Below are 15715 nucleotides of genomic sequence, written 5' to 3'. Positions count from 1 at the left end.
GCCTCATTGAGCAGCATTGGGGATCAGCACGACGCTAGAGTCGCGGGGAACCTGAAAAGTGTCAGACGCTCAGACCACCGTAAACGACGACGCCGTCAAATGCAGATGATGGGAAAGGGCGGCAAACTGGATCTGGTGTGCGCCGCCGATGCCATCGCTGTCGAACGAGAGGGCTCCGGTCGAGCTGTTGTAGATAATGTGATCGGTGCTGTCATGTGCACCGGCGCCTAGCTGGAACTGCCCCGCTTCGAGAGCACCCGGGTGAAGCCCCCCAAACACCTTGTGGTCGAGCTGGATTTTGTCGTGAAGCACACTGAAATCAGCCACCTTGGTGACATCACCGGGCTTAAGGACAGTATCGAAGACGAAGACATCGTTACCTGCTCCTCCCCGTAAGACATCGTTTCCCCCACCGCCGTCAATGACATTATTGCCGGCATTGCCAGTTATGGTCTGGGAGAACCCGTTTCCCGTCAGGTTGATTGCCGCGGTACCTGACGGGTTGGTCGTTGCGAGATACTCAATCGACGATCCAGCCGAGAGCGCATATGTGACTGATGCAAGCACCGTATCGTGGCCACTACCCGCTAGCTCGACCACCTTGTCGCCGGGGTTGTTCACGTAATAGATGTCGTTGTAGCCGTAGCCAATCATCGTATCCGCGCCGGTGGTGCCATGAAATACATCCGCACTGCCCGTGCCGTTGAATACGTGATGGCTGGACGGGGTCACGCTGGATGGAGCGATTGTCGAGGGATCGGAAGTAATTGGCGGCGTGGTCGTGGATGTGGGCACATCGCTGGGTGGGGTCTGATTGTCCACGCTTTTGTTATGCTGAAGGAAAAAGGCTTTGAGCTCCGCTGATTGACCAAGCGCGGTGTCGCCCTGCTGAGAGCCCCAGGCGTAGGCGTAATCAAAAGCTGGCGATGGTACCAGCTTGGCGAAATGGTCTATGATCGTCTGCTCCTGCGCCGCGGTGGGAACGACGTACTTCCCACCTGTGTCGGTGTTATAATTGCCGCCGCCAAACGCCTGGTAGCCCGGGATCATCTGGCTGACGGGGATACCCGCAGCCTTGGCGGCGGCGACATATCGGTCGATCATGCTATAGTCGACCTCACCTCCAGTGCGCACCGGATAGGCATCCACTCCGAAATAATCGATATGCGTGTTGGCGGGGTTGTATGTGTTCGAAAAATCTGGGTTCGCCGAGGTGCCCAGACTCATCATTGTGATGTAGGTCTTGGCGCCCGGCAGATGGGAGTGGATCCAGTCCGATTCGGCCTTCAGATTTTCGGCGCTGGCGTAGGTGCCCCATTTGCCGGTGGGGTCCGGCTCATCAACGAGGAAGAAGCCAAACACCTTCGGGTTGCCGATGAAGGGCGTCACCTTCTGGACAAAGGATGCAGTCGCTCCGTTGGTCTCGCCGAGCCAGACCAATCCCTTCATACCGGCCGGCAGCGCATTGAGCTGGTCCACAGACGAGACATCAGCCAAGTTGAATCCGGCTGTGGCAATGTCGGCGCCCGATCCGCCAGACGTGTAGTGGAGAGTGGCCATGCGCTTTTCCTTCAGCTGATTCTACAGAGCCCCTGCAGCTTACCTATTTGACGGCTAAATTAGCGCCAAATCACAAACGGTCAGACCGTGAGAGATTTCTTGATCATCCGGCGGTGTCGTCGCGCGAGAGTCTGACGGGTGCCTGTGCAGGTGAAGCAGTATCGGCGCGTTATGCCCCGAAATTCACACATCTGAGCTGTTTGCCGGTTCCGGCCGGGCGCACCGTGACGGTCCGGGCAGGCTTCCCCGAAAGCCTGGATCATGACGTCAGTGTATGCGAGTTCGGTGCTATCTGCCGCGCGGTGGGCGAAAGTCGATTTACCCAAGAGATCAGGGCGCGCACGAGCGGCTTGCGCACCGGCGTTTCAATGAAGCGGCAGACGAGAAAAGCAGCAAACAGAACCCCACCCGAGACGACGAAAAACGCGGCGTTTTTACCAACATGCGGGGCCAAGGCGTTCAATGAAATATAACCTATATACTGATGCAAAAGGTAAAGAGGGTAAGTGATACCCCCAATCATCGCTATGTAATTGGAAGGTTTGATGACGTTCCCGAAAAATACTGCAGCGGCGAAAACTCCGTATATTGCCGTGTTGGCGATAATGAGACCAGCGCGCGAAAGGGAGACGCCGTAGTGCTCTTGCATCCAGGTCTGGGGCAGCACCATGGTCTTGTAAGATAGCAGCAACGCGACAGCCAAAAGCAACAACGCTGTCGGGGAGCGCCCCCTGGCAACCATGTCTTCGGCCACTATCCCGCCGGCGAAGAAGGGCGCATAATCCGTGATGAAGAAAATGCGCATCGCCGGGTTTCCAATCCAGAGTTCGTTGACGGCCGAGATGGCTAGCCAGACGGCAACGATCGGCAATTTCCAGCGCTGAAAGGCACCGGCCAGCATCAGCATCGCAACCCAGCCATAGAACAGGATTTCCACCATGATCGACCAGTAGACGCCGTCCATGGATTGCCGACCAAACACGCGTGCGAACATGGTAAGATTGGCGACATAGGTCGTCGCGTCAGCAGGCAGCCGCTGGTCCTTGGCCACCACCAGAAAGATAAACGTCACCGTCATGCAGACGAGAAATCCCGGATAAAGCCGGGCGAAGCGCGCGACAGCGAATTCTTGCCAGGTTCGGCCTTCAGCGGACCAGGCTATAACGAACCCGCTGATCAGAAAGAAGAGATTGACGCCGAGATTGCCGTAGATGGCGTAAGGTGCCGCGGCAGGGTAGCTGACATCGAGATTTCCGGCTATCGCGCCCCGGAACAGATAATGATAGAGCATCACCGCGAGTGCCGCCATCAAGCGAAGCAGGTCGAGTGATGTCATCCGCGAGGCGCCGACCTTGCCAATGGATCTCATACCCAGCTCCCGAATTGACCGCACCAATCGGATGCTCTAGCGCGTTATCTTCTCGAGGACGAACACCTGCTCGCACGACAGCAGGGGCAGGATGCTGAACGAGCGAACCAGCTTGAGGCCAGCCTCGGAGAAATCTTCCTGAGCAACGTTGAAATCCACCGGATGCGGTGCAGACACTTTGCCGGTGATCATCCTGCGCAGCCTTAGCCTTATTCTCTGGAATCGCGAAGCCATCCCGTAGGAGACGATGAGACGACGGCCGGTAACCCGAGCCAGCTCCTTGATGATCTTGCGCCTGAGATGCGGCGGAATGAGATGGATAAGCCGAAGGCAAATCACCGTGTCAAAGCTTTCGTCGGCCATCGGAAGCTGGGTTACATCGCATCGGATGAAGCCCTGGAATCCAGGTCGACCTTCATAGGCGGTTTTTGCCAACGCCATCATTTCCAGCGAAATGTCGGCTGCTATGACTTGGCAGTCGTGTTGGCTGAGCACATCAGCCAGCTTTCCGGTTCCGCATGGGATGTCGAGCACCTGGGCCGGTGGCGGAGAACAGGCCTCAAGCGCTTTGGCGATGCAGTTCTGCTCCCGTCGTGCGATGACGTAGGATGCAAAGGTAGACAGTTTCAGGTCGCCGGCATATCCGGCCAGATATCGTTCGGCAAAGCTCAGATTTTGATATCGCGGCTTGGTTGTGAGTTCATAGGCGGCTACATCGGCATCAAAATTGACCGGCTTGGCAATGCTTGCTTCGGCAGGATGACCCGATTTGAGATCCGCGCTCATCGGCCGGCTCCCGTTCAGCTTGTCGCGCAGGCGCAATTGCGAATTTCTGTCCAATACGTTCATTGAGGCGCTGCCTTTTTTTGCGGTAGGGCTTCGGTGCCGAATGGGTCTGCCAACGCCGAAGCGCCTTGTCCCCACGTGGCTGCAAACCGGTCCCTTGTGAGCAATTGCTCGGCCCGTGGGGATCGCGGCATTGGTATTGCGACACGCGTCGAAGCCATGCTGATGTGTCCGATCTGATCGACGCGTCCATTGCAGCGTCAAAGTTCCAGATGACTCTGTCTGGCGCATCCCCCGAACGGATGAAGACTTGCGATACCGCATCGATACCGTGCTGCCGTGAAGGTCGCTGCGAAAATCGTGCTGCTGCAAGCCTTTGCGGGAAAAGAACGGGAAGAGAATGCAAGGGCGACCCGGAAGCATACCTACCAAAGCGCTGGCCGCGTCCCCTCTCGGAGCCCCCAGCTCGTCCGGGATCTCCATTTTCGGTCCTGCCGAAGACGCGGAGTTCGATCGGGCGAGCCCCAGGGGAGGTTCCGCCGAAAGCAGCGTTGACCCGACTGCAAAAGGGACGGGCGACACGCACGGGTTGACCCAACGGCTCTCTCACGCGAGCCTTTGGGCATTCCTCATTTACATGTGCGGCGCCGCGCTGACCTTCGTCACTCAAATTGCCATTGCGCGGATGGTCGGCCCGGCAAGCTACGGCATCTACGCCTATGTCTTCGCCTGGATCGCGCTATTGTCGTACGGCTCGACGCTCGGCTTTCATGTGGCGGTCATGCGGTTCGTGCCGACCTACCTAACCACCAAGCAATTCCCGATGGCGTTGGGTTTCATCGTCTTGGGCGCCAAGGCCTCTGTCGCCGCGGCGATAGTGATTGCAATCATCGGTATACTGATTATCACGCAAGAGGCGCACGAACTCAGTCCGGAACTTGCCAGCAGTCTGATGATAGGCATGGCCACGCTTCCCCTGGTGACCGTCTATCTTGCAGGCGGAGGTCTTGTCCGCGCCTTCGAAGCGTTGATATCTGCCCTGCTTCCTGAGCGCATCGTGCGCGACGGACTGGTGCTGACACTTCTTTGCATGGCAGCGTTTCTGACGTCATGGCATTTGAACGCAGTGGACGTCATGTGGATGCTGTTGATTGCTTCAGCCGTTGCGGCAGGCATCACGGGTTTGGCGAGTTGGCGTCACTGGCCAACTGACCTGAACTGCGCAGGGCCGGTCTATGCATTCCAGGATTGGTGGCCTTCCCTGCTCCCGATCGTGATCATGGTCTTCATCGACACGCTGATGAACCGCACGGCGGTAATGTTGCTCGGATGGAACGGATATGTGAAGGATGCCGGCATTTTCTCGGCGGCCGCGAACATGGCAATGCTCATCGCACTGCCGCGCGTTGCCGTGAGCAGCGCCTTCGCACCGACGATCGCGCGTCTGTCCGCGCGCAACGACCTTGCGCGGCTTCAAACTGTTTTCGCCAAAGCCACCATTCTGTCTTGCGCTGGCGGGCTTGCATTAGCGGTCCCTTTGCTCATGTTCACCGAGACGATATTTCACTTGCTTGGCAGCGGTTTTGCATCCGGCGTGGAGCTGGCCCGAATTCTCGTAGTGGGGCAGTTGATCACCGTCGCGGCCGGACCGCAGCAGCAGTTGCTGACCATGGCAGGACATGAACGCGCGGCCGCCACTCTCATGGCTGTCTCGGCTATCGTCAATATTTTAGGATGCATAGCGGGGATAGCTTTGGATGGAGTGGTGGGGGCAGCCATAAGCACAAGTGCGATGCTGGTTTTCTGGAGCATTGCTCAAGCGGCCTATATCCACTCCCGCCTGGGAATTCTTCCAGGCGTGGGTTGGATGCTAAAGGAACGGGTGCGATCGGAGCCGGGCGATAAGGCTCTGTAGCGAAGCACGATCTACTTGGATTGAAAGATGATTCTGGAAGTATTCGGGCCCTCAGGAGCTGGCAAGACGACTTTGACGTCCGATCTTATGCCAGTTCTGCGCGGCCGCGGGTACCCGGTCGTACTGCAGATCGGCGAGCGGCGACATCCAGTTAGAAGAGCCGCCTTGAAGCTGGCCTGTGGCTTGCACTCAAAATGGGTCGGGCAAAATCCGCTGACGACCGAAATTTTCAAGCTGCTTCCACCAAAAAACGATCTATGGGCAACACGCCTTAACTGGCATTTCGAGCTCCTGATCAAGGTTTGGAATGAAGCTCTCAGTTCGAATGAAACAATCTCGGTTTTTGACCAGGGAATGGTTCAATTCATCTGCTCACTGATCATGTTTAGCGGGATTAAAGACCACGAGCGAATTGCGCGTGCGCTTGATTTTATACCCAAACCTAATCTCCTCATCAGACTGCATGCGCCGAAAGATCTTCTGGAGTCTCGTCTTAGGGAACGGCAGCGACACCTGGGAATCGTTCAAAAGCTCCTCGAAGTCGATCTCCAGACCAGCCTCGACCAGATAGAGCAGGTGAACCTGGTCGGAGAGCTTTTGGGATCGTATGGCGTGCCCACGATGCTTATCGAAAGCTCGGACACGAATGCGCGCAGAGCGGCGCTCGAAACGATAGCAAAAGATACGATCGAGAGCATGCAGAATTCTTGCCCGAGGAAGCCAGGCATTGAATTCAAGTACGGCAAATTACAAGCGACAACGAAGTAAGGCCAGCATCGGGCTCACCAGAAGCGAACCGCGAGTTTAGGGCACATGAAACCGCGTCACTTTTTCGGCATGGTCGGAGTCCTACTATCTGTTAGCGCCATCTCTGCAGATGTGAACGGCGCTTCAAGTCCGCGAGAGATATCCGCCGGGTTCGTGGCGCCGATAGCGATGGACCTGCCTGGATACCTCCATGCTGCCGTGGATCCGGCATTCGGCACGAATTTTACATTAATCACGAAACCCGGCGTCCTTGGCGCTGACATCGCCTGTCGGAGTTATTGTAGCCACCGCTATTCCAGCGCTCAGGCGTGGAATGCGGATCAAAGCCTTCTTGTCATCAGCAACGGTTGCGGCGGCTTGTGCTTCCTCGACGGACAAACCTACGTACCGCTATTTCGCCGTGCTCAGTCGGCCGAATGCGAATGGCACCCTCGCGATCCCGACCTGATGATCTGCGTTGGTGGACAGGAAATCTTCACGTGGAGCCCCCGCACAAACCACAAGCAGCTGCTGTTTGTCGCCGCCGACAGCAGCGTTCTTGAGTTCGGACCGTATAAAGGCAATCCGAGTCGTGACGGAAATCGCATTGCGGTACGTGCGGTTCGACCTGATGGAAGAATGGCGGTCTTTGCATTCGACCTCCGGCAGCGACGGAAGTTTCCAGACATCGATCTGGCCCAAATACCGGGAACCAACGGGGCGTGCTCGATCTCGCCCTTAGGTCTCAATATCCTGTGCATTCAAAAAGGCGATATCGAACAAACATTTATCTTTTCCGTTGACGGGACCTTGCTTCAGAAGTGGACCGAGCATCACAGGCCCGGTCACGGCGATATGACGGTCGATGCTGATGGTTGCGAAGTCTACGTCGGGATCAGCAAGTCAGACCCTGACAAATTCCAGGTCATCAAGCGGAGACTCGCAGACGGGAAGGTCACCTCGCTGATGAGATACGGCGAAGCGCAACACGCCTCGCTCAGGTCCCTGGGCAGACCAGGTTGGGTCTTCCTTAGCTATTCTGGCGATCCGGATGAAGTGTCTGCACGTCCGGCTTGGGCACCGTACGCGCGAGAAATCATTGCGCTACGCATTGACGGCAGCGGAGAGGTAAGACGCATCGCACAAACGAGGAACGCTCCTTTTGATTACTGGAACGAGACCCATGCCTCTCCATCGCCGGACGGTTCACAGGTGGTATGGTCAAGCAACTGGGGCCTACCCGGGGGGCCGGTTTATGACTTCGTAACCCGCATTGACTGGCAAGAGTACCCCGAAAGCGGACTGGAGGATGTGGCACCGCCGGATTGCCACCAATGAGCTCCCGCCAAATTCTCATGATCGGCACACGCATCGGCGGATCCGAAACATCGCTCGCGCAAGGCAAAACTATAGTCGCGATTTCATTCAAGCAGACGAGGACAGCGCCAATGGCTGAATGTAGTGGGAATGCCCGTGTTCACCGCGAGGTGGTCGCGGTGCCAAAGGCTGATCGGCGAAAGCGGTGAGGTCCTCGGGAGCTCCGATCTGGCGAGCGCCAAGCGACTCAATGTGACTTCTCTTTTTTGCCGAAAGCAGCTGCCGATCTAGCAAAGCCGATCGAAGGGAAGTGGCGTCCCGATCGGAACTGAGTGGCCTATGGCCAAGAAAGACGGAGACGAGAAGATGACAAAGCTTCCTTTAAACTTCGCCCTTGTGCAGTTGCTGGTGTGCCCGATCAGCAAGGGTTCGCTGGCCTGGAATGCGGATAACGACGAACTCATTTCGGCGAGCGCTGGACTGGCCTACCCCGTACGTGATGGTATACCGATCATGCTGTCGTCCGAGGCACGGGCAATCACCTCCGGTATGGCTCCAAATCCCTTGCCCGGCATCACCGGACGAGACGGTTAGCCTGCTCGCCAACAATGCCGCGCAATGGGCGATATGCCGATATCAAGCCGCAAAATCGCATTGCACTCGGCTGAACTCAAACCGGGCTAAATCTGTCGGCTAACAGCGTCTGCACCACGCGCCAAGCTTCCCGCTGAAACAGTACTGCGTCTCTTGAGATCGCGTCCCGACACTTCGATCGAGCGGTCTCGCACGTTCCTTTGAACAACGGGTGTTGGTCCGACTGCGAGCTCGCTCACTCGCGATCGGCTTGCACTTAGCGGCCAATCGTGGCCAATTTCACGGTATCCGCGCAACCAGGAGATCCGCGCTATCGCCGAAGCGGTATTTGGCGTGTCGCTTGAGATTGACCCGAGTGAGCACGCATCCTATGGCAACCGAAACGACACCATCCTTGCGAAGAAGTTCCAAAACGCCTCGGGCAATATGCCGGGGAGTCTTGTTCCAACGGACCGCGAAAAGTATCGAGTCGGCCCAACTCGTCAGAAGGCTTGCTTCCGGTCCCGCAAGGCCGGAGGGCCCGTTGATGACCACCAAGCTGTACTGGGCCCGCAGTTCATCCCTGCATTCAAGGCTGTCGACGCGAGCTAACAGGCCAAGCAGATCGTCACCTGGCGCAACAGTCATCAGGTCGACGCCGGCGCCAGGGACGCTTACGACTGCATCCTGCAGACTGCAACGAGTGCCGATAAAATCGCCGAACGACAGATAAGCTTTCGTCCCCCCCCCGTGACGGATGAACTCTTGCGTGAGCTGATGATGCGAGCGCTCAAGATCGATCAGAAGAACGGGACCGCCCAATCGCGTGGCGGCCAGTGCCAAGCTCCAGGCAAGCTCATTCGCACCCTCATAGCGCAGGCTGGAGGCAACAAGGATGGTCTGTGACGAATTGGTCCTGGCTTGATTTGGCGCGGCCCTGATCAGCAGAGACGTCACGGCACGGCTGTAGGCCGAGTTGGGCTCATCCAAGACCAGTTCTCGCAATTTCTTCATCGCGATCTTGCCAGGTTCCGGAACCATTCCGACACATGGAACACTCAACGCAGCCTCGGTCTCGGCTTCTCCCCGCAAAGTGCGATTGGATCTGTTGCGGATCAGCACCAGGACGGCGGCAAGGATGGCAAATGCGATCATTCCGGGGGGGACAAGGAATATCGGCGGCAGCGTCTGAGGCTTTGTCGGCGGCCAAGCCGGCGAAAGGATCGAGACGCCTGCCGAAGGAGCCGCGACACGTCTCGTCAGCTCCTGCTGGCGGCTCAAGAGTTCATTGTATCTCTGGGTAAGCAGCGTTACCTGCGGTTCAAGCGCTCGCAATCCCGAAAGCCGGCTAGCGGTATCTTCTCCGACCGCATCCAGAACAGTTTGGCGATTTTCGAGCGAGCTGACCTGCGCCCGGTAGGTGCTCACCTCCGCCTCGACTTTGGCAATGCCATGCTGGATTGCTTTCTCGATCGCGGCGGCGAGATCTTTGTCGCCAGGGGTAGTAGCCTGGCGCGCCGCAAGGTCAACCAGCTCCGGCGCCCCCAAGGCTTCGGCCAGCGAGGCAACTGGCGCGCCTTGCTTGCGAAGGTCCTTGATGTGCTGAAGTCGCGATTCCATCGCTGCGAGATCAGCCCTCGACATGGAGATTTGCTGGCTGAGATCAGCTCGTTCACGGGCTGCGTTATCGGCTGAGCCTTGATCTACGGCACCGGGGCCCAACCGATACTTCTCCAGCCGAGCAATCGCCGCAGACAGGTCGCTTTGTACCCCCGGCAGACTGGCGACCACTGCGTTGAGATCCTGCTTGTCGTCCGCCAGTCTCTTTCTTGCAAGTTCGTCGATGTAGACCTGGGCGAATGTATTTGCCACCAGTGCAGCTCGCGCTGGATCCTCGTCCGCGAAAGCGACTGAAATTATCCGCGAGCGCAGCTCCTGCCCGATCCTTATTCTATTGCGAAGTTGCTTGAGGTCGGGGTCGGCCGCCGCTTGCTCGTTTTGCGGCCAGAGCCGCTCGATAATGCCTGCTGCAAAAGACTGTATGGATGGGGTTTTCGCGGCCGATCCGGGAGCCGGCGTGTCCGACGAACCGCGTCCAGGCGCGACACCTTCGAGGGCGTGCAGCGCAGCTGCGACGCGGCGCATATGGCCCTGCGAGGAGAGCATGGTGATGTGATCATCAATGCTGGAATCGATGACGTCTTGCGCGGAGGCATTGCCGGGGGCAACGGAAATTCGTGCCGGCGCATCGATGATAAGCTGGCTGGTCGCCTCGAACAGCACCGGCCGAGCAAGCCCCACCATTGCAGCGAGTATTCCGCCGACGATCGCCAAGGCAAGGATGAGCCATTTTCTTCTTGCCAGAACTGCCAGCAGCTCGTGCGTGGGAGTTGATGGTTCGTATTCGCGCCGAGGCCGCATTCGCTCGCCGGCTTCCACGACCGCGGGGACAGGCGAGGCAACGGCTTGCGGGACCTTGATCCGGCTGACGGCGGAACTTGCCATTTTCATACTCCTGCCATGTCGAGTTCGCGCGGGGAAGCCGCATAAGGCGTTTTCCTGGACTCATTGCGCCAGGCCTGAAACATCAAAGCCGACCACAATTCGCGCGAGCGATCCTGCCCCGACATGTGATCGCGCCAGCATCTGTCGACCTTGGCGCTGTCCAGCACCTCATCGCCCTCATGCCGGATGTCGGCGAGAAGATCGGTAGCCCAATTGCGCAACGGTCCTCTCAGCCAGATCGATATCGGTACGTCGAAACCTTGCTTCGGCCGCTCGATCAGCCGGTCCGGAAGATAACGACGCAGCAGATTGCGAAGGATCCACTTGCCCTTGCCGTCGCGCACCTTTGCGCGGGATGGGAGGCGCCAAGCGTATTCGACCACCCGATGATCAAGCAGGGGAGAACGTCCTTCCAGGCCATAGGCCATGGTGGAGCGATCGAGCTTTACCAATATGTCACCGGGTAGATAACTGGCCATGTCGTCGTAGAGAAGCCGCGACAAAAGGCCATCGAGTTTCGGTATCTCACACATTGGTCGCGGCTGCCCATGAGTGAGGCTGGCCGTCGGCGACCTAACCAACCGCTGGTACAAATCGTCCTCGTGCCTTGCTCCGATCAGGCCGGACATGCGGTTGAGACGATCACTGCGCAGCATGTGGCGCATGATCGGTCCGAGAGGAAGCCGGCGCAGTATATCCTCGCGCGCCCCTCGGGCCAACAGGCTAAGCCCCGTAGCCATGGTTTGCCGCACAACCAAAGGTAGGCTTTGCTGGCGCGTCAACCACTCCGCCATGAAGTGGCGGCCATAGCCGGCGAAGCACTCGTCGCCGCCGTCGCCCGACAGCGCTACCGTAACATGCTGGCTGGCGAGACGGGCAACCAACAGGCTCGGCATCTGGGATTCGTCGGCGAACGGCTCATCCCAGATCCGCGGCAGTTCCGGAATGACCTCGCGCGCGGCTTCCGGAGAAAGACGAAGCTGCGTGTGATCGGTCCCTAAATGCCGCGCCACTTCGGCGGCATAGCCAGACTCGTCAAAACCGCCCTCCCCGAAAGCGATCGTGAAGGTACGCACTGGCGTTCGGGATTGCACCTGCATCAGAGCCACAACGGCACTGCTGTCGACCCCCCCCGACAGAAAACCGCCTAGCGGCACATCGGCGATCATCCGCTCGCGGACCGCAAGCCGCAGCAGATCGTCAAGCTGATCAGTGAGATCATCGTCGCTGCCGACTAGCTGGTGCGTACGGCCGGTTTTCGCGATGTCGGCCAGCGACCACCAATGACTGACTCGCTCGGCTAGTGAATCCGCGTTGCTCGACTCCGCTAGGTCTGAAGATTTTACTGAAAGGACCGAGCCGGGGGGCAGTTTGAACGCATTACGCCAAATGCATGCCTGATCGGGAACCCAGCCTTTCGACAGCATGGACACGGCGGCTTCGAGATTGAGTTCGGCGACGAAAGGCGGGAAGCGCCTGAGCGCCTTGAGCTCCGAGGCGAACACCAGGGCACCTCCCGCCAACGCCACGTAAAGCGGCTTCTTGCCCATGCGGTCCCGAGCGAGGTGAAGAGTTCGGGTTTTCAGATCCCACAATGCGAAGGCGAACATCCCTGCAAAGCGGTTCAGGGCAGCTTCCAGACCCCACAACTCCACCGCGCAGAGCAGGACTTCAGTGTCGCCTGTGCCACGAAACTGACAGCCCGCACTTTCGAGCTCGTCTCGCAGCTGGCGAAAGTTGTAGATTTCGCCATTGAAGCTGATCATGTAGCGACCGCTAGCGGAGCGCATTGGCTGCTGACCGGTACTCGACAAGTCCACGATAGCAAGTCGCCGGTGGCCAAAGGCGATTCCGGCATCGCGATCCATCCAGAGGCCCTGGCCGTCGGGCCCCCGGTGCCGAAGTGAACTCGTCATGGGCCCGATCTCCTCGAGCAACTTCGCATCGAACTGCTCTGGCGAGAGCAGAATTCCAGTAATCCCGCACATCAGCTAATCCCCGAATACCGAGGCCGTGGCCGAACCTCGGGAAGCGTTCCTGCCACAAGGCAGAACGTGAGCGCGAACCAAACGATGGGATGGCGGATGATCAGATGTGGCAAGCTGAAGACGACCACCGAGGCAAGCAGCACCGACAGTGCATCGAGGCGGCTGCGCCAAACGGACATCGCGGCCGACCCCACAATCCAAGCCAGAGCCAAAACCGCCACCAGCCCTCCTTGAAGATAGAGATCCAGTATTGTGTTATGGGCTTCGAATGGTCGCTCGAGGAACTGTTTGTCAGCGACCGGCGGCCGCTCAAGGTGTGGACCCGGACCAAGGCCAAGCGACCAGGATTGCAATCCCGTCTCGATCGCCTGGGACCACAGGAAAACCCGCAGGTCGAATGTCTCTGCAGTTGCCTCGTCACCTCCATCCTTGGTGAGGCTCTTGGCGAACTCTGCGACGTTGCTCTCCTCCGCAACGGCGTAGGGTGCCGCCGCGATCGCCAGCGGAACGGCCCCGATGACCACCAAGAGTGCAATCTCGCGAGGCAGGCTGACTTTGCCAGAACCCGAAGCGAACCACGCCCTTAGCCGCAGTCCAAGAAACACGAGACCGCTCAGAATAGTGGTGTAGAGATAGGTATCGCTTTTGGTCAGCCGTCCGACATAAAAGATCGGGACAAGGCTGGAGAGCGCCAAGAGCTGAGCCCACCGGTTGTTGGTGGTCGCCGCCAGATGTAGTGCCAAAGGACCGAAGACTGCGCAATAAAGCGCGAGTTGATTGGGATTTTCCGACCAGCCGCGCAAGCGGTCCCAATACCATGGCTCGACCCCGGACTGATGGATCCAATCCCATGCAAGTCCAAGCTGTACCAGGAAAGCGCCTGTGGCGATGGCGATCGCCCACCAGGCGCTGCGCCGCAAGCGGGCCCCCGCGTCTGGCTCCAGTGCAGCGAGGCAGGTGACACTCGCCAGCAGCACATAGGCCATCGTATCGTGGGCCAGTCCCGTCAGATAAAGTACCGAGGTGAAGTACCCGACTATGGTCCCGACCGCCAAGGTCAGGGATAGAAGCAACCAGAACTTGGCCAGCTTTGCGAAGGCAGGAGTCACCTCTATGGAGCCGCCCGCCAGTATCCGGCAGAGCGAGAGCAGCATCCAAAGGCCAAGAAACAACTCGCCATAGCCAAATGGCAGCCCCGGCACGTAGATCTGCGATGCGAATGACAAGGCAACGCCCGCAGCGAGCAAAGCATCCCTCATCATCGGCGCGACTCTCCCAATCGGCGATTCGCGGCGTGTTGCGCCAAGGTTGAATGCGCGAGACCGCCCTTCGATTTAGCCGCAAGGACGCTCCTGTAGAGCTCGCAATATTGATCGACTACCCCAGACAGGGCGAAGCGTTGCTTGATAAGGTCGACGGATCGCCCGCCCATGTTTACCGCCCGTTGACGGTCCGCGAGCAGGTCTACAATGCGACCGGCCAGTGCATCCGGGTCACGGGGCGCAACCAGATAGCCGTTCCAACCGTCTTGGACGACATCGGTGCAGCCCGGCATCCTTGAAGCCACGATGGGCAGCCCGGCAAGTCCGGCCTCCAGCAATACGCGCGGCACTCCCTCGCGGTATTCGGTTGGAAAAGCAAACACGTCAGCCATACCCAGAAGGGCGGGAATGTCTTGGCGTTTGCCCAGCACGACGACCTTGGCACCAAGCTTCAGAATTTCTGATTCTGGGACGGCGAACGGCCCTTCAGATTGCCAAGGTCCAACCAGTACGAAGCGCGCATTCGGTCTTTTGGCCAGGACTTTCGGGACAGCCTTAAGCAGGGTCGGGATACCTTTCTGCAGAGTCAACCGTCCGACAAACATGACGACTTCCGCCGATTGAAGCCCGAATTCCTGACGCATCCGCGCGGCTGGTTCGCCAAGATGCCGGGCAGTCGCGAAGGCGCCTATGTCTATGCCGGAACCAGGAATCAGGCAGTTGCTGCCATGTCCGAGAAGCCGGTAGCGTTGAAAGAACGCTTGGTCATCACGGTTCTGGAAGACCGTCGCGGCCGTCCAATAGGACGCCAGCCACTGCAGACCGGCGAAAATAGGTCGCAGCATCAAAGCGCGCGGCGCAAGCGACGAGAATGTCCAGCCTAGTCCGTTGATGGTACGGACAACAGGCACCCGCCCTCGTGTTGCAAATGGGGTCAAGAAATTAGGCTTCGTATCGAAGCTCTGCACGATGTCGGGATGCAGCTCCTCGAGTAATCCGCGAAGGTTCCTGATCGCGCCCGCTTTCCCGCTGCCACTGCTGAAGCGGTCGAACCCGTAGCGCCTATGGGGGATCCCGCGCCTCAGAAACGAGGCTCCGTCGCAAGTTGAAACGGCCGTGATCTGGAAGCCTCTGTCACGCAGTTCCATGAAGAACGGAACTCTTAGCGCGTGATCTTCGCCGCCGACGCAGACCAAGTGCGGCTTCATCTTTCCGCTCCACAAACATTGCGGTCCACCAGCACCGTGACATCGCTGGAACCAAAGTATTTTCTCATGGCCGCTATCTTTGCGAGAATGCGCTCGGTCATGACAAAGCTACGGGGGGGCCCAACGCTTGTCCTCGTCCGTTCGAATGACGGGACGATGTGGCCCCCAGGCGCACCGGCTAGCAACCTAGAAAGGTCAAACTACAACCGTCAAAGGGCCAGTCTGTTCAGCGACAGACGGGTCCGCATCCCTGGCTGAACGATGACTTGCGGTCTGTTCGGGCTGCCGTATCGCGCCAGCCCAAGGGCGAGGAAGTGCCGAGCAGCTGATATGAAAAAAGCGGAGCGATGACGCACGATCGCCTTGCTTTGGCGCGCGCCGATTGCTGAGGTTTCTCCCAAGGCTTGTTCGCAAGCGCCGTGCCACGTTCTCGGAGCACGATGATCATCCTGGGTTCGGTGGCTCGCCTTGGAGGCCGTCGTGCA

Annotated in this window: 11 protein-coding genes; 4 read left to right on the top strand and 7 right to left on the bottom strand. The window is 58.5% G+C overall.

Annotation, left to right across the window (positions count from 1 at the left end; genetic code table 11):
• Positions 1 to 69 precede the first annotated feature (69 nt).
• The 3 genes from ACR64R_RS28445 to ACR64R_RS28435 all read right to left on the bottom strand — a co-directional run bounded on the left by ACR64R_RS28445 (position 70) and on the right by ACR64R_RS28435 (position 4198).
• Positions 70 to 1560 carry a calcium-binding protein gene (locus ACR64R_RS28445; protein ID WP_487359534.1) on the bottom strand — a complete coding sequence of 497 codons (1491 nt, stop codon included), beginning with the start codon at positions 1558 to 1560 and terminating at the stop codon, positions 70 to 72.
• A gap of 259 nt (positions 1561 to 1819) precedes the next feature.
• The gene (locus ACR64R_RS28440; protein WP_487359533.1) at positions 1820 to 2929 is read right to left on the bottom strand and encodes an acyltransferase family protein; all 1110 of its coding nucleotides are present in this window, start codon (positions 2927 to 2929) and stop codon (positions 1820 to 1822) included.
• A 36-nt stretch (positions 2930 to 2965) separates the two neighbouring features.
• A complete protein-coding gene (locus tag ACR64R_RS28435) occupies positions 2966 to 4198 on the bottom strand; it encodes a class I SAM-dependent methyltransferase (protein ID WP_487359532.1) in 1233 nt (410 codons plus the stop codon).
• A gap of 106 nt (positions 4199 to 4304) precedes the next feature.
• Between ACR64R_RS28435 and ACR64R_RS28430 the strand changes: the two genes are divergently transcribed.
• The 4 genes from ACR64R_RS28430 (at position 4305) to ACR64R_RS28415 (ending at position 8288) form a co-directional block, all read left to right on the top strand.
• Positions 4305 to 5630 (top strand): lipopolysaccharide biosynthesis protein, encoded by a 1326-nt coding sequence (locus ACR64R_RS28430; protein WP_487359531.1) that lies wholly within the window; start codon positions 4305 to 4307, stop codon positions 5628 to 5630.
• A 27-nt stretch (positions 5631 to 5657) separates the two neighbouring features.
• A complete protein-coding gene (locus tag ACR64R_RS28425; protein WP_487359530.1) occupies positions 5658 to 6398 on the top strand; it encodes a nucleoside/nucleotide kinase family protein in 741 nt (246 codons plus the stop codon).
• A 45-nt stretch (positions 6399 to 6443) separates the two neighbouring features.
• Positions 6444 to 7715, top strand: a complete 1272-nt coding sequence (locus tag ACR64R_RS28420; protein WP_487359529.1) for a hypothetical protein — start codon at positions 6444 to 6446, stop codon at positions 7713 to 7715.
• A gap of 318 nt (positions 7716 to 8033) precedes the next feature.
• The gene (locus ACR64R_RS28415; protein ID WP_487359528.1) at positions 8034 to 8288 is read left to right on the top strand and encodes a Trm112 family protein; all 255 of its coding nucleotides are present in this window, start codon (positions 8034 to 8036) and stop codon (positions 8286 to 8288) included.
• 279 nt (positions 8289 to 8567) lie between these two features.
• Here ACR64R_RS28415 and ACR64R_RS28410 read toward each other — a convergent pair whose 3' ends face one another.
• From ACR64R_RS28410 to ACR64R_RS28395, 4 genes are read right to left on the bottom strand one after another with little or no spacing between them, the layout of a single operon-like run.
• Positions 8568 to 10778 (bottom strand): GumC family protein, encoded by a 2211-nt coding sequence (locus ACR64R_RS28410; protein ID WP_487359527.1) that lies wholly within the window; start codon positions 10776 to 10778, stop codon positions 8568 to 8570.
• Positions 10775 to 12760 carry an asparagine synthase (glutamine-hydrolyzing) gene (gene asnB / locus ACR64R_RS28405; RefSeq protein ID WP_487359526.1) on the bottom strand — a complete coding sequence of 662 codons (1986 nt, stop codon included), beginning with the start codon at positions 12758 to 12760 and terminating at the stop codon, positions 10775 to 10777. Before asnB ends, ACR64R_RS28410 begins: the two co-directional genes overlap by 4 nt.
• Complete coding sequence (locus tag ACR64R_RS28400; RefSeq protein ID WP_487359525.1) at positions 12760 to 14022, bottom strand: O-antigen ligase family protein; 1263 nt, start codon at positions 14020 to 14022, stop codon at positions 12760 to 12762. Before ACR64R_RS28400 ends, asnB begins: the two co-directional genes overlap by 1 nt.
• A complete protein-coding gene (locus ACR64R_RS28395; protein WP_487359524.1) occupies positions 14019 to 15230 on the bottom strand; it encodes a glycosyltransferase in 1212 nt (403 codons plus the stop codon). The genes ACR64R_RS28400 and ACR64R_RS28395 overlap by 4 nt, the downstream gene beginning before the upstream one ends.
• Between the last annotated feature and the right edge of the window lie 485 nt (positions 15231 to 15715).

The organism is Mesorhizobium sp. MC2-1-1 (genome assembly GCF_057597255.1).
The sequence above is the reverse complement of the archived record's forward strand: the minus strand, read 5'-3'. Positions and strand labels throughout refer to the sequence as shown.